General features: G+C 38.4%; 15 protein-coding genes. 2 read left to right on the top strand and 13 right to left on the bottom strand.

Translation table 11 applies throughout. The features are described from left to right. Nucleotides 1-42 precede the first annotated feature (42 nt). The 4 genes from mrcB to ALFOR1_RS04295 form a co-directional block, all read right to left on the bottom strand. Nucleotides 43-2,385 carry a penicillin-binding protein 1B gene (mrcB, locus tag ALFOR1_RS04310; RefSeq protein ID WP_104642176.1) on the bottom strand — a complete coding sequence of 781 codons (2,343 nt, stop codon included), beginning with the start codon at nucleotides 2,383-2,385 and terminating at the stop codon, nucleotides 43-45. A 152-nt stretch (nucleotides 2,386-2,537) separates the two neighbouring features. Next, nucleotides 2,538-3,767 carry an ammonium transporter gene (locus ALFOR1_RS04305; protein ID WP_058547249.1) on the bottom strand — a complete coding sequence of 410 codons (1,230 nt, stop codon included), beginning with the start codon at nucleotides 3,765-3,767 and terminating at the stop codon, nucleotides 2,538-2,540. Nucleotides 3,768-3,779: 12 nt separating this feature from the next. Next, nucleotides 3,780-4,118 (bottom strand): P-II family nitrogen regulator, encoded by a 339-nt coding sequence (locus ALFOR1_RS04300; protein WP_004587162.1) that lies wholly within the window; start codon nucleotides 4,116-4,118, stop codon nucleotides 3,780-3,782. Between the two features lie 208 nt (nucleotides 4,119-4,326). Further along, nucleotides 4,327-5,550 (bottom strand): response regulator, encoded by a 1,224-nt coding sequence (locus tag ALFOR1_RS04295; protein ID WP_104642175.1) that lies wholly within the window; start codon nucleotides 5,548-5,550, stop codon nucleotides 4,327-4,329. Nucleotides 5,551-5,956: 406 nt separating this feature from the next. Here ALFOR1_RS04295 and ALFOR1_RS04290 point away from each other — a divergent pair, with 406 nt between their 5' ends. Continuing rightward, nucleotides 5,957-7,474 (top strand): S10 family peptidase, encoded by a 1,518-nt coding sequence (locus ALFOR1_RS04290; RefSeq protein WP_104642174.1) that lies wholly within the window; start codon nucleotides 5,957-5,959, stop codon nucleotides 7,472-7,474. A 44-nt stretch (nucleotides 7,475-7,518) separates the two neighbouring features. Here ALFOR1_RS04290 and ALFOR1_RS04285 read toward each other — a convergent pair whose 3' ends face one another. From ALFOR1_RS04285 to ALFOR1_RS04270, 4 genes are all read right to left on the bottom strand, one after another. Further along, nucleotides 7,519-9,750, bottom strand: coding sequence for an ATP-binding protein (locus ALFOR1_RS04285; protein ID WP_104642173.1), 2,232 nt, complete (start codon nucleotides 9,748-9,750; stop codon nucleotides 7,519-7,521). Further along, on the bottom strand, nucleotides 9,737-10,546 hold the full coding sequence (locus tag ALFOR1_RS04280) for a phosphate/phosphite/phosphonate ABC transporter substrate-binding protein (RefSeq protein ID WP_058547245.1): 810 nt from the start codon (nucleotides 10,544-10,546) through the stop codon (nucleotides 9,737-9,739). Before ALFOR1_RS04280 ends, ALFOR1_RS04285 begins: the two co-directional genes overlap by 14 nt. A gap of 410 nt (nucleotides 10,547-10,956) precedes the next feature. Further along, complete coding sequence (locus tag ALFOR1_RS04275) at nucleotides 10,957-11,628, bottom strand: START domain-containing protein (RefSeq protein ID WP_058547244.1); 672 nt, start codon at nucleotides 11,626-11,628, stop codon at nucleotides 10,957-10,959. Next, the gene (locus ALFOR1_RS04270) at nucleotides 11,628-13,148 is read right to left on the bottom strand and encodes a CYTH and CHAD domain-containing protein (RefSeq protein ID WP_058547243.1); all 1,521 of its coding nucleotides are present in this window, start codon (nucleotides 13,146-13,148) and stop codon (nucleotides 11,628-11,630) included. The genes ALFOR1_RS04275 and ALFOR1_RS04270 overlap by 1 nt, the downstream gene beginning before the upstream one ends. 214 nt (nucleotides 13,149-13,362) lie before the next feature. Between ALFOR1_RS04270 and ALFOR1_RS04265 the strand changes: the two genes are divergently transcribed. Then, a complete protein-coding gene (locus ALFOR1_RS04265) occupies nucleotides 13,363-13,968 on the top strand; it encodes a TIGR04211 family SH3 domain-containing protein (RefSeq protein ID WP_058547242.1) in 606 nt (201 codons plus the stop codon). A 29-nt stretch (nucleotides 13,969-13,997) separates the two neighbouring features. Here ALFOR1_RS04265 and ALFOR1_RS04260 read toward each other — a convergent pair whose 3' ends face one another. The 5 genes from ALFOR1_RS04260 to ALFOR1_RS04240 all read right to left on the bottom strand — a co-directional run bounded on the left by ALFOR1_RS04260 (nucleotide 13,998) and on the right by ALFOR1_RS04240 (nucleotide 19,926). Further along, on the bottom strand, nucleotides 13,998-15,053 hold the full coding sequence (locus ALFOR1_RS04260) for a DUF21 domain-containing protein (protein WP_104642172.1): 1,056 nt from the start codon (nucleotides 15,051-15,053) through the stop codon (nucleotides 13,998-14,000). Between the two features lie 22 nt (nucleotides 15,054-15,075). Continuing rightward, nucleotides 15,076-16,428 carry a magnesium transporter gene (locus ALFOR1_RS04255; protein ID WP_104642171.1) on the bottom strand — a complete coding sequence of 451 codons (1,353 nt, stop codon included), beginning with the start codon at nucleotides 16,426-16,428 and terminating at the stop codon, nucleotides 15,076-15,078. 313 nt (nucleotides 16,429-16,741) lie between these two features. After that, nucleotides 16,742-17,491 (bottom strand): RIO1 family regulatory kinase/ATPase domain-containing protein, encoded by a 750-nt coding sequence (locus ALFOR1_RS04250; protein WP_104642170.1) that lies wholly within the window; start codon nucleotides 17,489-17,491, stop codon nucleotides 16,742-16,744. A gap of 133 nt (nucleotides 17,492-17,624) precedes the next feature. Then, nucleotides 17,625-18,140: a MarR family winged helix-turn-helix transcriptional regulator gene (locus ALFOR1_RS04245; protein WP_227006915.1), complete on the bottom strand. Its 516-nt coding sequence runs from the start codon at nucleotides 18,138-18,140 to the stop codon at nucleotides 17,625-17,627. A 118-nt stretch (nucleotides 18,141-18,258) separates the two neighbouring features. Further along, the gene (locus ALFOR1_RS04240; RefSeq protein ID WP_104642169.1) at nucleotides 18,259-19,926 is read right to left on the bottom strand and encodes a methyl-accepting chemotaxis protein; all 1,668 of its coding nucleotides are present in this window, start codon (nucleotides 19,924-19,926) and stop codon (nucleotides 18,259-18,261) included. Between the last annotated feature and the right edge of the window lie 483 nt (nucleotides 19,927-20,409).

Genomic DNA, 20,409 nt, shown 5'->3' with positions numbered 1-20,409 from the left:
GCCGCTAAACAGCGGCTTTAATATTTTATATAGCTTTATAAGTTAGCGTATACATTGCGGTCTTGGTTCAAACTCACTGGCTCTCAGTGGTAACTGAATGACCTTGCCACACCCTGGAGGGGCTTGCTTAGCGGTTTGTTCGTTCACAAATGCCCAGCGTATTGAAGGTGGGCGTGTATCTGCTATTGCTTGCGGGTTAAGAGGTTTTAAATAACGAATATACGCTTCTAGTGCCCCTACACTGCCTGTTAAACCGGTGCTCTTGTTATCATCTCGGCCTAGCCACGCTACCGTAACTGTATTTTGATCAAACCCTGCAAACCAGCTATCACGTAAATCATTACTGGTGCCAGTTTTACCTGCTAACTGGATTGATGGAAAGTGTAAATTTAAGCGTTTTGCAGTGCCGTCTTTAGTTACTCGCTTCATCGCATATTTAGTCATATACATTGCTGCAGTGTCAAAACGAGGCTCGGCTTTTACCTCATGCTTATAAAGTACTTTACCCACAGAGTCAGTTAAGGCTGAAATTGCAGTAAGCTCTTTGTACTTACCATCACCAGCTATTGTTGTATAAAGCTGAGCCACTTCAAAGCTCGACATTTCTAAAGCACCTAGTAATAAAGATGGGTACTCGCCAATTCGCCCTTTTACACCAAGGTCTCTTAGGGTGTTTGCTACCTTATCAACCCCAACATCAAGACCTAAATTAACAGCTGGAATATTTATACTTTTACTAAATGCTTTATAGAGCGGCATTGCGCCACGATATTGGTGATCAAAGTTCTCTGGTTGCCATATTTTACCTTGCTCATTAGTTACTTGTACTGGGGAGTCATCCAGCAAAGTTGCTAAATTATAATGCGGTAGCTGTAATGCCGTTAAATAAACGGCAGGTTTAACCAATGAACCTATATTACGCTTAGTATCTAATACTCGGTTAAAGCCTGAGTAACGTACATCGCGCCCTGCAACTAAAGCCGATACACCGCCTTTTTCGACGTTTACTGAAATCATCGCCGCTTCAAGCTCTTTTGTATTTGGGCGTTTTTCTAAATACGGCAAACTTTTTTGAATTGACTCTTCCATTGCAGTTTGCTTTTGCAAGTCAAAATAAGTAAACACACGTACACCCGCGTCAAGGGTTTGCTGATCAGGCAATAGCTTGTTGAGCTCTCTGTTAACGAGTTCTAAATAACCAGGGTAAGATTTTTGTAAGCTTGCTTTCATTGGCGCAATATCAATTGGGCGTTTAAGCGATGCACGGTACTCTTTAGTACTTAAAAGTTTGTTTTCGACCATTAAGCGCAGTACTAAATCGCGGCGCTCCATAGTGCGCTCTTTGTAACGACGAGGATTGTAGTAAGACGGCCCTTTAACCATAGCCACCAGCAATGCAATTTGATCGTATTCTAGTTCATCAACTGGTTTTGAAAAATAAAATTCAGACGCAAGGCCCATGCCGTGCACACCTTGGTTATAAGATTGACCTAAATAAACCTCATTTAAGTAAGCTTCTAAAATCTGATCTTTTGAATAACGGTAATCTAAAATAAGCGCTATAAACGCTTCATTTATTTTGCGAACTAAAGAGCGTTCACGCGTAAGATATATATTTTTTGCAAGCTGCTGCGTTAAGGTACTCCCCCCCTGAACGGTGCGCCCTGCTTTAATATTTGAATAGAGCGCGCGCAAAATAGAAAATACCGACACACCATGATGTTGATAAAAATCACGATCCTCTACCACCAGTAGCGTATCTTTCAACATGGATGGGAATTTATCGAGCGGTACAAATTCTCTATCTTGTTTTGAATCATTACCTATACGTGCTATTTGCACAGGCTCTAAGCGAGCACTGTTTAGGCGCCTACCAAATTTATCTTTAATGGTTGCTACTTTTTGCCCTGCAAAACGCAGTTCAATAATATGTGATTCTTCAAGACCATCGTAAAATTCAAAATCACGGCGATAAATTTTTATACTGTCGGCTGTTTTTACAAACTGTCCTGTGCGGCTTAGCCTATTAACTGACGAATAATTGAGGCGTTCAAGCTCCCATACAACCTCTTGGCTAGATAAAAACTGCCCTGGGTAAAACTCCATAGACCGAGCGTATACTTGAGCTGGTAACTGCCATTTATTGCCTTCGAATATACGTGTTGTTTTTGAATCTAAATAAATAAAGTACATCGCCATAGCAATAAAAACAGCTAAGCTCAATTTCCAAAAAATAGACCATGTTTTTCTCATAAATGAGCGTTTAACAACAGTGTTTGAAGTTTTTTTAGTCGTTTTTGATTTAGCTTTACGCGGCGAGCTGGTTGCTTTAGATGCACGCTTAGGAGTGGTTTTACTACTGGGTGTTTTTTTGTTATCAGCCATTTAAGTGTAATTTATTCCAAGGTTTATTCACGAGTGTGAGCTTAGCATATTGGGTATAGCCTAACACCTGAAAAGTTAACCTTCCCTGAAACGAAAAAAAGCCCTACTGAGGTAGGGCTTTGCAGAACACATAATGATATAAATTTTTTGAATTAGTTACTGCGAACAGATACAAATTCTGGGTAAGCATCAACACCACAATCGTGTTGGTCCATACCGCTTAACTCTTCTTCTTCGGTTACGCGGATACCCATAGTTTGCTTTAAAATAGCCCATACAATAAATGAAGCTACAAAAACAAAGGCTAAGATAGTCACTAAACCAATAAGCTGTGTTACAAAGTTAGCATCGCCGTTAGATACAGGTACTAACATAATACCTAGCGCGCCACACACACCGTGTACAGAGATTGCACCCACTGGGTCATCAATTTTAGCTTTATCAAGAGCAACAATGCTAAATACAACCAGTGAACCACCTAAAATACCCAGTAAACAAGCCATTAATGGAGATGGTGAAAGTGGGTCTGCTGTAATAACCACTAAACCTGCTAATGCGCCGTTTAGTACCATAGTTAAATCAGCTTTACCCCATAACACTTTACATACAAACAGTGCAGCAATTGCACCCATTGCAGCAGCAGCGTTAGTATTAAGTAAAATTTGACCTACAGCCGTTGCATTTTCTTTATCTGAAAGAAGTAATTGCGAACCACCGTTAAAACCAAACCAACCCATCCATAAAATAAACGTACCTAATGTAGCAAGTGGTAAGTTAGAACCTGGAATTGGGTAAATTTCACCGTTTTTACCGTATTTACCTTTACGAGCACCTAACAGAATTACACCCGCTAAGGCAGCTGCAGCACCGGCACCATGAACAATTGCAGAGCCTGCAAAGTCAACAAAGCCCATTTCTGATAAGAAACCGCCGCCCCATGTCCAGTAACCTTCCATTGGGTAAATAAAACCAGTTAAAACAACTGCAAATGCTAAGAAAGCAAATAACTTCATACGTTCAGCAACCGCACCCGATACAATCGACATAGCCGTTGCAACAAATACTACTTGGAAGAAAAAGTCAGATTCTAATGAATGGTCAGCATCGGCCGCTTCTGTGCCAATTAATGCGCCTATCGAAGGGATAATGCCGCCTTCGCCGTTGTCTACATACATGATGTTGTAGCCAACTAATAAAAACATGGTACATGCGATAGAGTACAGCGCCACGTTTTTAGTTAAAATTTCAGTGGTGTTTTTAGAGCGAACTAAACCCGCTTCTAACATGGCAAAACCTGCTGCCATCCACATTACTAATATTCCCGATATCAAAAAGTAAAAGGTATCGAGTGAAAATTTGAGTTCTACAATTGTGTTTTCCATTAATCAGCCCCCTTAAATTGCTTCTTCATCAAGTTCGCCAGTACGGATACGAACAATTTGATCTAAGTCGTACACGAAAATTTTGCCGTCACCAATTTTACCTGTTGAAGCAATTTTAGTGATTGCTTCAACAACGCGTTGGCAATTTTCAGTACGAGTTGCAATTTCAAGTTTGATCTTAGGAATAAAATCGACTTGGTATTCTGCACCACGATATAACTCTGTATGACCTCGTTGACGTCCAAAACCCTTAACATCAACTACTGTCATCCCCTCAATTCCTAAATCAGCGAGTGCTTCACGCACGTCATCTAATTTAAATGGTTTTATGATTGCACTAATCATTTTCATAGCGGCCCCTCGGACTCTTTATTGTTATCCTGTTGGCTTAAACAATCCAACCTTTGTGCCACTATTAAAAATTATTAAATTTCATAAACTTAAATAGAAATGAGTAACTAAAAACAAAAAAAACGCACCAACACGGTGCGCTTTTTTTACAACTCAGCTACATTGGTGCACCATTTAGTGCTGCACCGATGTCGGGGCTTTAAAGGTGCTAAACAACACAATTTCTGCCTTGTTTTTTAGCTTCGTACAAGGCTTTATCCGCTGTGCGCATTGCATCAGTTAAACTTGTATTTTGAAAATCAGCTAAGCCTATACTGGTCGTAATTTTCAGTGCTTTATCACTGATTGAGAAATCATAATTCGCCATTTTCTTTCTGAAAGCTTCAAAGTATTCACGCCCTCGTGAAAGCTCTATTTCAGGTAAAATAATGGCAAACTCTTCTCCACCCACACGGGCTACTGTAAATTTAGCAAATGTTGTACGTATTAACGCCCCCACTTGTTTTAAGGCTTGATCGCCCCCTTCATGGCCGAATGTATCGTTAATATTTTTGAAAAAGTCGATATCGAGTAACGCGAGAGTATTGTTTTGGTTTTTATTTTTTAGTAGCTTTTCAGCATATTGATAAAAATAGCGTCGATTGTGTAAGCCTGTTAAATGATCTCTGTGCGCGCTCTCTTTTATGTCAGCAATTAATGACAACTGCTCCATAGTTTGCAGCACACGACAATGAAACTCTTCGTTCATAAATGGCTTTGTTAAAAAGTCATTTGCGCCATATTTAATAAACCGCGCCGATAAACCATGTTTGCCAGCTCCAGATAGGCCAATAATCCCTAAATCATCGCGGCCTCTAAAGTTACGTACTGCTTTAACCAGCTCAAAGCCATCCATTGAGGGCATTGCATAGTCTGTCATCAGCAGTTTAATGTCTGGGTTTGCTTTTAATATTTCAAGTGCTTGCTGCCCATCGTGTGCATCGGTTACATCAAACAGTTGCTTTTCAAGCATTTGCTTCATTAACGAGCGACTTAGTAGTGAATCATCTGCAATTAAGGCTTTGCATCCTTGGTTTCTTAAAAGCTGTGCAACTAATTTAACGGCATAATGGCATGAGTCGCGGTTATCTTTAATAACGTAATCGATCACACCTAGCTCTAGCATTTGCTGGCGCTTGTATTCATCTATTTTTGAAGTGAGCACAACAGTGGGGATTTTATGAGACAAAGTGTACTTTGCAACTTCACCATTGGGAGCATCAGGTAAGGTTAAATCAACCAATGCTAATGTATAGTCGTGTTTATCTACAAACGCTTCGCATTCAGCTAAAGACCAAGCAAAATCAACTGCCACATCGAGATACTGCGCAGTTAAGTGGCGTAATACCTGCTGTACTACTTTACTGTCTTCAACCACTAATACTCTTTGCATAAAGCTTCTCTTACCTTTAATAAATTTGTAGCCGTGCTACAAATACAACACTTAAACTATTCAGCCTGATTACTAAATAACTTTAATTTAAACATCCGGTGTGAGTGCTATGAAATGCTAAAAAGAAAAATCCATTTACTTTTTAAAATGACTTGTATTTATTATCATACAGACGATGTGTAATGTAACCGATTTTTGCAATAACCTAAATATTACAAGCAGCCGTGGAGCCTTAAGATATATTATACGTTCTTTTGGGCCATGTAGACTCACCAATGCTCAATTTTTTCAACCTAGGGAAGAGCATATTTTACTTAACCAATATTATCGGCCACTTGTCTCAATACTTTTGTTATTTATGTCATTAATGTTTTTAATGGTGTATCAACAATAATAAGGACCTTTCATGAAGCTTAGTCGTATTATAAGTTTACCAATAACTATCATTGCCATAATTATAACTACCTCGTCATTTGCAGACAACCAACGCCGTATTGACGTAGACAGTAAAGTTGTTACCCAGCATAAAGCCAAAATTAATGGCGAGCGCTTCTCATACACTGCAACTACAGGCACACAGCCAGTGTGGGATGATAAAGGCGATGCGGTTGCTACACTACAATACACTTACTATACTCGCGATAAGGTAGACGATAGAGCAAGTCGTCCATTACTTATTTCATTTAACGGCGGGCCAGGTTCGGCTTCTGTTTGGATGCACTTGGCTTATACTGGCCCAAGAGTGTTAAAAATCGATGACGAAGGCTACCCTATTCAGCCCTATGGCGTAAAAGATAACCCTTATTCTGTTCTTGATATTGCCGACATTGTGTATGTAAACCCAGTAAATACAGGCTACTCACGCGTGCTAGAAAATGATAAAGGCGAGCTTTTATCAAAGACTCAGCAAAAAGAAATGTTTTTTGGCGTAAAAGCCGACATTAAATATTTAGCTGAGTGGCTAAATACATTTGTAAATAGAGCTGAGCGTTGGCGCTCTCCTAAATTTTTAATTGGTGAAAGCTATGGTACTACGCGCGTATCAGGGCTTGCTCATGAGCTTCAAAACAGCCAATGGATGTACATTAATGGGGTTGTATTAGTTTCGCCAACCGATATTGGTATAAAACGCGACGGCCCAATCAAAGCGGCTAATCGCTTGCCTTACTTTGCCGCGACTGCTTGGTATCACAAAGCACTTAGTGCAGACCTACAAGCTAAAGACTTAGATGACTTATTACCTGAAGTAGAACAATTTACAGTCAATGAATTAATTCCTGCGCTCGCTAAAGGCGGCTTTATTGAAGCTGATGAAAAACGTCGTATTATTAAAAAAATGGCGCACTATGCAGGTTTATCAGAAAAATTTGTTGAGCAAAATAACTTAGATATTCCAACTCAATTTTTTTGGAAAGAATTATTACGTGAAAGAGGACAAACAGTAGGCCGTTTAGATTCTCGTTATTTAGGTATAGATAAGCGCGATTCAGGTGAGTCACCTGATTACTGGGCTGAGCTTACTTCTTGGTTACACTCTTTCACTCCTGCAATTAATCACTATTTACGTGAAGAACTAAACTATAAAACAGATGTAAAATATAACCTGTTTGGAAATGTCCATCCGTGGGATAGAACAGGTAATAATACCGGTGAAAATTTACGTTTAGCTATGGCGCAAAACCCATACCTTAATGTGATGATTCAATCAGGTTATTTTGACGGCGCAACTAATTACTTTGATGCAAAATATACTCTATGGCAATTAGACCCAAGCGGAAAAATGAAAAACCGTTTAAGTTTTAAAGGTTATCGCAGTGGCCATATGATGTACCTTCGCCATGCCGATTTAAAAAGCTCTAATAACGACCTACGTGATTTTATTGAGCAATCACTTCCTAAAAACGGTCAAGCTGCTAAATATTAAACACTTTTATAATACGCAAAAAATGGCTCAAGTTGAGCCATTTTTTATGTCTGTTTTTCATACCTTAAGCAGTAGCTTTTAAGTTGAGTAACCACCTCGTTAAACGATACTTCTAGGTTTTGCATGTGTTCAATATTAATTGAATTACCTTCTGCAAGTGATTCAATTTTTTGACATATATCTGCTAATTTAATAGCTCCTACTGATTTAGAAGACGATTTTAATGCGTGAGTTTGAAACGCTAAATCTGTGAAATTGTTATTTTTAGCATATGCCCCTGCAAGCTTTACCTGCTCACCCGCAGTTTGTAAAAAAGCATTAAACACCATGCAATGTACCATCGGGTCATCACCCAGCATTGATCTAAGCAAAGGAAGATCTAATTGATCAAATGCGCTTGATTTTACACCTGCTAATTTGCTTTGCTGAGGCTGTGTATTCATCATGGTTTGAGAGTGTTCCATGAGCAGAGATTTAAGCTTAACAAGCTCAATAGGTTTAGTTAAAAACCCATTCATACCTGCATTACAACAATTATCTATATTGTTTTTAGTAATGTTAGCTGTGATGGCTATTATAACTAATTCATTAAATTGGCGAGCATTACGTATTTTTTTAGCAAGCCCAAGCCCATCAAGTAAAGGCATTTGAATATCTGTTAATAAAATATCAAACGAGCTGTTTTGCAATGCTTGCCATGCTTGTTCTCCATTACTTACAAAGGTTGAACTTACACCTAACATAGTGAGCTGCTGCTTTAATACTTGCTGATTAGTAACCTGATCCTCAGCGACCAATACTTCAAGCGTAGGGAGGCTTACTGTGCTTAGGTTTTGCTTTGTTACTTTACGTGTATGATCTGCTAAAGGCTGATTTTCTTGTTCAAAATAGTTAAATGTTAAAGTAAAACACGATCCTTTGTTTTGCTCGCTCACAGCTCTAAGCGCGCCTTGCATTCGTTCTACTAATTGCTTAGTTATCACTAAGCCTATTCCGGTGCCATGCACCTTGCTGGTTTCGGCTCCTAAGCGGTCAAAAGGTTTAAATAACCGGTTAATATCGCCTGGCGCAAAACCACATCCGGTATCCACAACGTCTATTTCACATTGTTTATTACTTAATACTCTGCAGTTAATATTAATACTGCCATCAGGCTTATTATATTTTATGGCATTAGATAGTAAGTTAAGCATAACTTGTTTAAAGCGTCGTTGGTCTACGTAGATGCTTAACCCTTCAAGCTCGTCAAAACCTTGAGTATGGATTAAGATTGACTGGCCTTTGGCAAGCTCACTAACAAGCTCTACTGAGCTCTCTAAAATGCTTTTTAATGGGGCATAATCAAAGGTGAACTGCATATTACCCGACTCTATTGCCGTTAAATCAAGTACATCATCTATTAGTAATAATAAATGCTCACCTGCTTGATAAATGCTTTGACCGTTTTCCTTATGTATTTTATTGGCTTGCTCATCATATTCATATAGCTGTGCAAGCCCTAAAATAGCATTAAGCGGTGTTCTTAATTCGTGGCTCATACTGGCCATAAAGTCAGACTTCGCCTTACTTGCTGACTCAGCTTGAATACGTAAACTGTTTAGCTTTTGATGATTGCTTGCAACTTCGTTAACCATATTATTAAAAGCACTGATCACACTGCCTACTTCATTTTTTTGCTTTTTTTCAATATGGCAATCAAAATCGCCTTTTGCTAAACGTACAAATGACTGCTTTAACTCTCTAAGTGGCGATGTAACCCTATAATCAACAAGCCAGGCTACAGCTATAAATACAATAGCTAAAATCATTAACAGTATAGAGATCAGCGTGTAGTGGAGCTTTGAAGACTGATCAATTTCGTTTTTAAAATTAACGACTAAGCTAATATAGGCAAGTGGTTTATCTAAAAATTCAACCTGCTGGGTAAGTAGCATATCGCCATGATTGGCGGTGCCTATCCAATCATCAAGCGGGTATAGTTGGTTTCCTGTTTGCGCATCAATAATTTTAATGCCTTTCCAATTTGGGTGTATTTGCAGTTGACTGTCTAGCTCTTCGTATAACTCTGCATATTGTCTGGTAAGTAATGGTGTAGTAATTGATGTTGATAGCTGAACAAGCGATCGCTGCGCCGACTTTGATAAATCATCATTTACCCAGCGAGCTTGCTCTGGCAAAGCATAAAATATAAATAGGCTGGCCATCAGCAAACCACAAAGCAATACAACAATAAAGCTTTGCGCCCTTAAACTTCTAAACCCTCTAATTTTCAACATAAAACTCACGTAATCCCCAACGGGATAACTGCTGATATTCAGCTAAAGTAGCAGCTTCAGGGATATTAATAGGGATACCCTCAAGTAAATGTTTGTAGCTAGGGTTTTTACCTATTTGTAAAATAGCCTGCTGTACTTTTAGCTGTACTTGCTCTTTTACTCGAGGGTGGCCAACAATTGGATGGCGGCTTATTTCACGCGTTTTATAAATAATTTTAAGCTTACTTTGTAAGCTTTTAGATTGTTGCTTTAATGTACCTAGCACCCCACCGCCCGCTTTGGTAGAGTTAAGAGCAACGTTTAGATATACAGAGGAGTGAGTTTGTACATAAACTGGTTTTATTTTTAAGCCATAAAGTAAAGCTAAGTCGGCACGCATTAATAAAGATGCGCCTAATGCATTAGGCGCGGGAAAGGCAATTTCAGCGCCCTCTAATTCATTAACATTATCAATTCCACTATTTTCGTTAACAACTAACACACCTTGTAGCTTTCTGCTTGCGTCTTTTATTAGAGGTAAATAGCCCTGTTTTTCAAAAGCAATTACGCTGTGCCATGGGTTCATGTATGCAAAGTCGTACTCCCCATTAGCAAACGCTTGTTCAAACACTGGAATAGACTCAACGGTTACTAATCTAATTTTTATGCCTGTTTGTTTAGATACTTGCTCAAGCAAGGGTTGCCAAATAGCATTTAGCTTTTGAGATTCATACTGAGGCACTACACCAAATGTGTATTCTTTGGCAAATAAGCATGAACAATGTAATAAGCATAATAACGTAACTACAAACTTCATCAGCACTCCTAAATATAGTTACTAAGTTTCTTATAATTAATAGCTTAGTTAACGAACACTAAACTCACCATAAAATTATTATTCAACCTCACATTTTTTAGGCCGTGTTGAACTTTGGTGGGTGAATTTGCAGCAGCATGTTTGGTTTTTAAGCAAGGCGGAGCCTATGAAGTGTGGTTACTCCCCATAAATAGGCGATAACGCAGCATAAATGCCAAACATGCGCTGCCCTTCGGGTTCTGCCTAGGGGCGATAAACTCTTTGTTGCCTACATGGATGTAGGTAAGGGGCGTGAGCAGGACGCGGAAGCTTTACTCGGTTTTTACTTAGCCCACTAGGTTACAAACCTCGCGCCGCGATTTTATCGCCCCTAGATTGAACAAATTTCAATCCGCAAAGATCAACACGCCCTAGTTACATTTTCCTGCTTGTATAACAGGTAATGTGGCGGCGTAACTTTTTTGGATAAGTATATTTCGTAGATTAATTAAAGTTTTGTAGGTACTTTTTAGACCCACTTTATTATTAAGCCACGTAGGAATAGCTCCACTAGGTAGCGCATATATTTGATACTCAATATGTAAAGCGCTCGCTTGCTGAGTGAGTAGCCAAGTTGCATTTAATGTACGTACTCTTACAGCATTTTCTTTTTCAGAAAGAGCATTAGGGCGTGCCGCAATAAGTAATTTACTTTGTTGAGCATTTATTTTTGAGTAACAAGAGTAAGTAATACTATCTCTATTGGCTACTGGCCAAGGGGAGTCAAAGTAGCTATATACAAGGTTTTCATGGGGGCTTATGTGCTTAATAACCTCTACTAGAGATACATTTTCGAGCCATTGGGGTGCGGCATCGGTATCGCTAAGTAGCTCTAAAAAATCATTGGTGGATACATGTTCCACGCTCATCTGCGCTTTTACTTCAAAAGTATTATTACTATGGCTTTGATAGTATACGCTTACGCCATTTTTGCTTTTATATAAGTGCCAGAATGTTTCAGCTTTTATATTAAAACTTACTGCTAACGCTGTATATAAAAAGCACTTTTGTAATTTAATGATTTTACAAAAGTGCTTATTCATTATTGCCAGTAAGGCTCTATATCAAATGAAGCTAAACGGCTTTGCTCCATAGCACTTACTAAATACTCAGATTTTTGCTCAAGCCAAGATTGAATTTTAGCTAATTGCTCGTCCTCTTGTCCTGCGCAAAGCTGCTTTAGATACTCAAGAGTACTTAGCTCATATATACCATGAGAAATATCAAGCCAAGGTAATCTAAACTCTAAACGCTCTTCTTTATCAAATAATGAGCCTAAACAATTACCACTCAGTAAGCTATTTTCAAGCTGGGTTCGCAAGTTTAAATACGCAATTACATCAAGCATTTTTTCTTTAGGTAATAATTCGTGAAGGTTTTTCCAATCTTTATTAAAAAGTCTTTTAGCGATAGACGCTACGCTTTGCTCTGCTGCTTGAAGCTCAACTTGCCCCCAATCTTTTCGCCAATGCTTGTCTATTAACCATGTAGTTAACGATAACAATAAGCGATTATATCGAGCGCTATGAAACAGTGCATTTATATCATCAATGCTTGGCTGTAATTCTTTTAAATCACCAATAACTTGAGCAAGTGCTGGCGCTGCATTAATTTTTTTATAAAAAGCATGGCGTTTAGACGTGTATGTTTTAAGTTGAATTGCATTTTCTACCCATGCTAATTCACTTAAAAGCCATTTAAGCTCTGTACGAAGATGATCGGTGCTTTCTTTGGAAACTATATCGTCGTAAAGCCAAAATGTATGACGAATTAAGCTAATGCCATCGGTAACACGCTTGAGCGTTTTTAAACTTGGCTTATCGAAATAACACTGCTCATGTTTTTGCACAAAACGAATACCAAAATTCATGGCTTCTATAAGTGCTTTCTCTTGGCTCGCAGAATTTGGTAATTTTACAAAACCAATAGATTTGCTTGGCATTAATGGATTTTCGTCCGCAAGGCGATAACCACGTGCCGCTTTAGAATACAAACCTAAGCGAATACAGTTTTGACTAACAAGCTTATCGGCTAAAGCAAATAGCTCACTGCGGCTACCTTCAACCAATTCAATTTCAAGCTCGCTGATAATTTCAATTTTACCTGCTGCTGCAATTTCGCCTTTATCAAGTACCACTTCAATTTTAGCGCCACTTTCGGTTTCTATTAACCAGGTGCGGCGGATAAAGTTAGTACTAAATATTGGATACAAGTTTTTAGAAATAGCACTTACTTGCATACCGTGCGGCCAAATAGAGGCATCAAACGCCATTAAATTAGGACGGTTAGAATCAATAGGTAAATTATACTCAGGTCGCTGATGCAAACCACCGACTACTTCACCTGCAAGCTTTATAGTTTGCTCACATTGGCTGTCGGCACACCGGGTTCTAAAGCCAATATCAAGCGCTCTTAACTCACGGCTTGGTGTATCGTAGTATGCGTTTTGTAAGCTGCGTGACGGTTTATTATTAACCGTTTTTGCAAATTGAGTAATTAACGAGGGGATCAGTGGAATTACGGCATCTGATACCAAAAACTTCAGTTCTATCTCAGTATCCATTCGGTCTGCGGATTACCTTTAAAATAAATAAGTGCCCAAAATAAACAAAGCGCCTTAACAATGCAAATTTTTTAGCCTTATTTTAAGACCTGAGCCTTAGCTGGGTTACAATATCAACCTTGCTATTGCGCTATTAAATCCATACTATCTGACTACTTATGTGAAATAAAAATCACGACAATAACGGACTCGGTAAGACCAACAAGGTAGATAAATGCTAAAACACTGTTTATTTGGGCTACTTTTAACAGCCACCACATTTATGAGCCATGCAGAAGAAGCTCAACCAGCAAATTCAACAAATGCAAACACCGCTTATATTATCGACAATTTATATACATTTATGCGCTCGGGTGCAGGTAAAAATTATCGGTTATTGGGTTCTGTAGATGCAGGTACACAGTTAACTTTATTATCAAGCGAAGAAAACGGCTTTATTAAAGTAAAAGACGATAAAGATCGTGAAGGCTGGGTAGAAGCTAAGTTTATTTCACAAACCGCAGGCTTACATCAGCAATACAAAACGCTAAGCAGTGAAATGAGTACCATGCAAGAAAAGCTACGCCAAGCACAAATAGAGCTTCCACAGTTGCAAGAACAAACTCAAACACTGACAGATCAAAACCAGCAGTTATCTGCACAAATTACTAAGCTTAAAACGACTCTTGAACAAGAGCGTGTTCAAAAGCAAGCTGCAAGCTCTAAAGAAAAACGCCAACTACTCACTTACGGTGGTGCAATTGCGTTTTTAGGTCTGTTTTTAGGTATTATACTAACAATTGTGTTATCGCGTCGTAAACGTTACGAAGGCTGGGCATAAGCCCTACTCTGCACAATAAAAAAGCCGCTTTATAGCGGCTTTTCTGTATTTTCATGAAGTTCAAGTTTTGGGGCGCTCATACCTTTGAGTAACCGCCCAAATATATCAGCACCAGTAATAATGCGTTTCTCATCGCCCCACACCAATACTACGTCGTGGTCAATTGCTCCATCAAACGACTTATCTAAAGAATGACTTGCGCGTATTTTTAAAATAACGTCGCTTAAACGCATTGTTTCGTCAGCCACTATAATAGGCCTGTGGCAATAGTGATATGGGTCAAACGTGTCAGGCTCAAAAAGCGCTGAACGTAAGAAGCCATCAGCATCAACAACAAGTAAAGGCCAACCCTCCTCATTGGTTATAATTACCCAGTTATAGCCTGATTTATGTAACTTACGTAAAAAGTCGTTATCGGCGCTTAAAGTAAGCTCAGGGAATATTGGTAAATCTAATTTAGTTGGCAGTGCAATAATTGAATCAGGGTCTATAACTTCCCCTTCCTTTGTGACACTTATTTCATCAAGGCTAAAAAAGTTAAGTGCGCCAATACCTTCTACATGTTGAACATCAGCCTCTTCTGCTTCTATATGTTTGCGAATAATGCCTCTTAATTCACTCTCAGCAAAGTAGGTAATACCTTCTTTACCTAGCCATGCATCAAGAACCAGCGCAGTAGGTTTAGCTACAATATAAAACAGTATTTGATAAAACTTAATAAGCGGCGAAAGCAAGCTTGCCATTTTAAGCGCATTACGCGAAAAATAGGCTTGTGGTGTTATTTCACCAATAATAGTAATAGCAATTGTAGAAAATAAAAACGAACTTGCGCCCATAAGTACCGAATCAGAAAGCAATGTAAGTAATACGTTTATACCTACATTGCCCCATAAAATAGTCGATAGTAAAAAGTTAGAGTCGTTACGAAGCGCCATCACTTTAATTGCTGCTTCATTGCCTTTTGCACTTTCCATCTCGAGCTGTAATCTACTTAGTGAAAAAAACGCTAAGTTTAGGCCCGAAAATATTGCTGATTGTGAAATACACAGCGCAATAGCACACCAAATCATGACATCAAAAGTCATTATATTTTCCTGATCAAAAAGCTCATAAAAGCAACAAGCTGCCTAAGCCTAAAAAGGTTACAAATCCAACAATATCAGTGACGGTGGTTAAAATTACCGAACCCGATAACGCAGGATCTATTTTCATTTTGTCTAAAATCGACGGTATAACTACACCCGCTAATGACGCAGCAACTAAGTTTAATAAAATAGCCACCGTAATAGTTATGCTCAGCATTATGTCGTTAAACCACAGGTAAGTAAGCGCACCTATCACAAATGCCCAAACCAACCCATTTACAGCACCTACTCGTAGCTCTTTTTTAAGTAAAGCATTACGGTTAGAGTCAGTAACCTGCCCAAGCGCTAAACCACGTACAATAACGGTAAGGGTTTGGCTACCTGCAATTCCCCCCATAGAGGCAACTACAGGCATTAATACCGCAAGTGCAACTACTTGCTCTATCGTTGCGCCAAATAAACCGATAAACCACGATGCTAAAAAAGCAGTCGCTAAATTTATACCTAACCAAATACCGCGGTTTTTAGCACTTTTGCGAACACTTGCAAATAGGTCTTCGTCTTCACGTAAACCACCGGCTTTAGCAGCTGCTTCGTCGGTTATTTCTTGGCGTAACTCGTATGCTGAGGCAATCGTCAAACGCCCTAATAGTTTATTATCTGCGTTAACTACCGGCATTGCCATTTGCTCTGAGTGAATAACCACTTCAGCAGCTTCATATAAATCATCATCAGCATGCAATGATGAAAAGTCATGATTGGCAAGCGTCATTAAATTATCGCCATCATTGGCTTTAATTAAATCGTTTACAGCCACCTCACCTATTAAGCTCCCTTTACGGCTAACTAAATAAATAACTTCACTGTATTGAGGTAAGCCTTTATGTAATAACTTTTTAGCACCACCGGCGGTTAGTTTTTCCGACACTTTTAAAAAGTCAAAACCTAGCCAGTGACCCAATTGCTCTGGCGGATATTGCTGCGCTAAGTCGTATTGCTTTGTTTGTGCTTCATCGAGTTGCTTTTTTGCATACTCAACAAAACGCTCTGGGATAACTTCTTCAAGCTCTAGCAGTTCCTCTACGTTAACTTCGTCGAGTAACTTAAACGCATCGGTGTCATCGAGTGTTTGCAATAGCCATAAACAGCTATCGTCACTTAAATTAACAAAAATTTCGTGTTGCGTGTCTTCATCTAATAACTGCCATATTTCAAGACGCTGCTCTTTAGGTATCGCTTCAAACAGTAATGATAAGTGCTCTGTTGAGAGCGTTAACTGTGCATCTGCTAAGAGTTTATTTTTTCGCTCTGTTGTTTCACATTGCATCAAGTCGTTTATGAGTTGTGGGAGCTGGTCTACCGGATACTCAATCATCTTAAAACCTTAAAATTTAAAAATGCACATTGCTTATAGTTTACTTGAACAATAAAAAATTGCAGAGAAAACGTGAACTTATTAAACATGCACAGGCTATTTTTGCGCATTGTATGGGCAAACTAAACGTTGTACTAATGTTTATTTTCAAATATTAGAAAAACAGTCAAAGGGATTATTTTTACACTTATATTTTTTAAACTGAGTAAGCTAAATAGATTGGTTTAAGCAAAAAAAGCCCATATTAGCGAGCTAACATGGGCAAAATCACACAATGAAATCGCTGTTTTTAAATTACAGTTTGTGCTTTAACTTAAAGTCTGTCGGTAATATTGCGTACTAAATCAGAATCTACAAATTGAGTAATGAGTGCTGCACCCCAAGCATAACCCCGCTGAATTGGGTAGCCTTTGAATATCCAGCGTTTACGCACATGATTAAAACGCGTTAAGTAATTTTGCTTGGCATCTGGTAATGGCTCATCACTGAGTTTATTCCATGCTTTATACACACCCGACATATCAGAGCCACGCATAAAGCGTTGTAGCCAGCGCGGAAAGCGCGAAAAACTCATTGTTGACTGAAAATCAATGATGTAAGGCTTGCCATCACTGCCGCACAAAATGTTTCCCATATTTCGCAAATCTAAATGCACAATGCCTTGGCGGTGCATTTTTGCAACTTGGTGTTCAAGGTCTTTAAAAAAGTTAACTGGCAGTGTTTTACCTTCATGTATTAGGCTTCTAAGCGGTGTACCTTTTATGTAGTCATATGCCACTGCTATTGGCGATAAACGACTATAACGATTAACCACTGCATCTAACTGCGCCAATCTGCTTAAACCTTTATATTCTTGATTAACAGATAATCGAGCAAATGTTTTACGAATTAACCACGGGCTTTGACTAAAGTCTTTTACTATTAAATCAAATTTGTCATCTTTATATCTATATACAATCGCATTAGCAAAACGCCCCTTATGAACAACACTTAAGTGATGTTGCACAAATGAATGCTCAGGAAATTTCTGCTGTAATTGTGCTAACAAATTATTTTCAATCATAACAAACCTAACAAGATGATAACTTTAATTGCCTAGGCAACTATATTATCAAGATTGAGATTTCTACACAATCAGATCAGGTAATTAGCAGGCTAACTTTTTGTTGAAACAGTATCGCTATTTTATTGATAATCTATTTTTGAGGCGCATTTGGCAGTGTGTCTAGGTTGTTTATGGCTTTAAATAATAAATCAATTATTTGATTTTTTTCAGGCTCAGAAAAACCATTTAATGCTTGTGTATACACTTCGTTAACTAAGGGCATAATTTCAGGGCAAAGCGCTTTACCCTTGTCGCTCAAACATAAAATAGTTGAACGCTTATCAAATTCACATTGTGTTTTATTAACCAGGCCTTTTTCTTCAAGGCGGTTTAACAACCGGCTCATAGCACCACGATCATAAACCATATATTCACAAAGCCCGGCCAGTGTATTTACAGACTCTCTTGCAAGTAATACCACGACAATATACTGCGCTGAGGTTAAATCCATAGGGAGTAGTTTTGCATCAACATGAGTTGCAAGTCTTGAACGTAAAAAAGACACTAAACGCCCTAAATCTTGTTCTGGTGAAAGCTGATCTCGAGTACAACGTTTAATTGATGGCATATTAGGCATGACTATTTCACTATGTAGATATATTTGCATGCAGATAGACCTTAGCGCATACAAAAAATTCAATAATTTTTATAAAAACTAAGTAGCTAAAACTAAGCCACAAAAATAAAGCCGCAATAAGCGGCTTTAGCTAAAACGTTTACATTATTTAAATTTTAAACTGACCAACCAACTGGCCTAAATTTTCACCCCGTCCAGCTAAGTGAAGCCCAACTGATGAGGTTGTTTTACTTGATATAGTAAGCTCGTTTACTATTTCCTGAATAGCAAATACGTTACGGTTTATCTCCTCTGTAACACTACTTTGCTCCATTGCTGCGGTGGCAATTTGTGTACTCATATCGTTTATGCTTCTTACTGAGCTGGTAACCGCACCTAAGCTTTCGGAAATAGCACGAGATGACTCTACAGAGCGATTACAGCTTTGTTGACTTGCTTGCATTGCCTCTACTGCAGCCGATACTAAGTTGTGCAGCTCGCTAAGCATTTCACTAATTTCAAGGGTGCTTACTTGAGTACGACTCGCAAGGCTTCTTACCTCATCTGCAACTACCGCAAAACCTCGTCCTTGCTCACCTGCACGTGCAGCTTCAATTGCGGCATTTAATGCAAGTAAGTTTGTTTGCTCTGCAATACCGCCAATAACGCTTAATACACTATTAATTTTTTTAGATTGATCGCTTAGTGAGTCAACCTGTTCGGCTGCTACATTTATCTCACCCATTAAATGGCTTACTTCACTAAGTGAAATATCAACACACTCCTGCGCTTTAGCTACTTCTTGAGTTGCCGCTTGGGTAGACTCAGCTACTTGTGTCGTATTTTGTGCTACTTCATGAGATGTTGCTGACATTTCGGTTATAGCAGTTGCAACAAGATCCGTCTCATGGTTATGATTGAGTAGCTTACTTTCAATTAGTTGCGTTTGTGTATTTATATCCCCAGAAGCGGTTTTTACATCATGTGTTACATCAACAACATTAGCAATTATACCGTGAAGCTTACTTACAAACATATTAAATGCTTCGCCAAGTTGACCAATTTCATCATTAGTATCAATGTCTAAACGTTTGGTTAAATCGCCCTCACCTTTGGCAATATCATCAAGGCTTTGCACCATACGCTGTATAGGTTTAACCATGGTATTTGCAGCGATTAATGCACATGCAATTGTTAACACTAGCCAAAATAGCGCAATTAGTAATAGCGTCGTCACTTTATCATTCATGTGCTGTGTCATGGTATTACGATATTTAGCTAGCTCAGCATCAATGTCATCCATGTACTCGCCTGTACCAATCATCCAGTTTGTTCCTGGGATCATGGCTGCATAGCCCATTTTTTCAATTAACCCCGCCGTACCGGGTTTTTGAAAATGATAGTTAAATGCACCGCCCCCTTTACGCGCTTGCTCAAGTAACCCAACAATAATTTTTTTACCGTTTGGGTCGGTCATGCCTATCTTGTTTTGACCTTCAATTGCATCACCTAACAAAGCATGGAACACGCTCACACCGTTAGTATCGTAAATAAAAAAGTAACCACCTTGCCCAAAGGTTAAGTCTCTTAGGGCTTTTTTTGCATCTTCTTGTGAGCCATTCGCTAATTGATAACGAACAACCTTACTGGCAATTTCTATCTCAGTGCGTAAAAGAGTTTGCTTATCGCTTATAAGCTTGGTTTTAAATGCATCAAAATTTTGTCGCTGATTTTTATTCTCTAAATAATAAGAGCTCAGCATTAAACTAATCAAAAGTAGTGTTAGTGGCAAAATAGCTAATAACAACAATTTGTTTTTTAAGCTTAAATTACTCATTATTTCTCCGAACGCAGCAACAATAGTCATAAACAATAAAATACATTTTTACTGTTACGCTAATTTGCAAATAGTTAAATTACGATTGTTTACATTGTTTTATTAATGCTTGAGTAAACTTAATAAAAACAAACAAGATAGGATTGAACATACATTTAGCACGATCTGTTGGCTTATATTGTAGCCGTAAGAATGCCTTAATGACATATAAAAAATTAAGACCTTAGTCTCAATAAAGCAGCTTGGGGTTTAGCTAATAAACCTCTAGCCAAAATAAATGTTATGCTTAATAAACAATCACTTTTTTAGAGGTGTTAAATTATAGGCAATTTTTGTTGAAACTATTTAATTTACACCAAATAAAAGCCTCTTAGTTCCCTTTAATCTTGATGAGTTAATCTGGAGCGCATGTTAGTATAAGAAATAGGTGCAAGTGTTAACGCACCAGTAGATATTGATAATTTATTAACATATAATAATCCT

It is taken from the genome of Pseudoalteromonas carrageenovora IAM 12662 (assembly GCF_900239935.1).
In the GTDB taxonomy this organism is placed as follows: Bacteria; Pseudomonadota; Gammaproteobacteria; order Enterobacterales; family Alteromonadaceae; genus Pseudoalteromonas; species Pseudoalteromonas carrageenovora.
The sequence above is the reverse complement of the archived record's forward strand: the minus strand, read 5'-3'. Positions and strand labels throughout refer to the sequence as shown.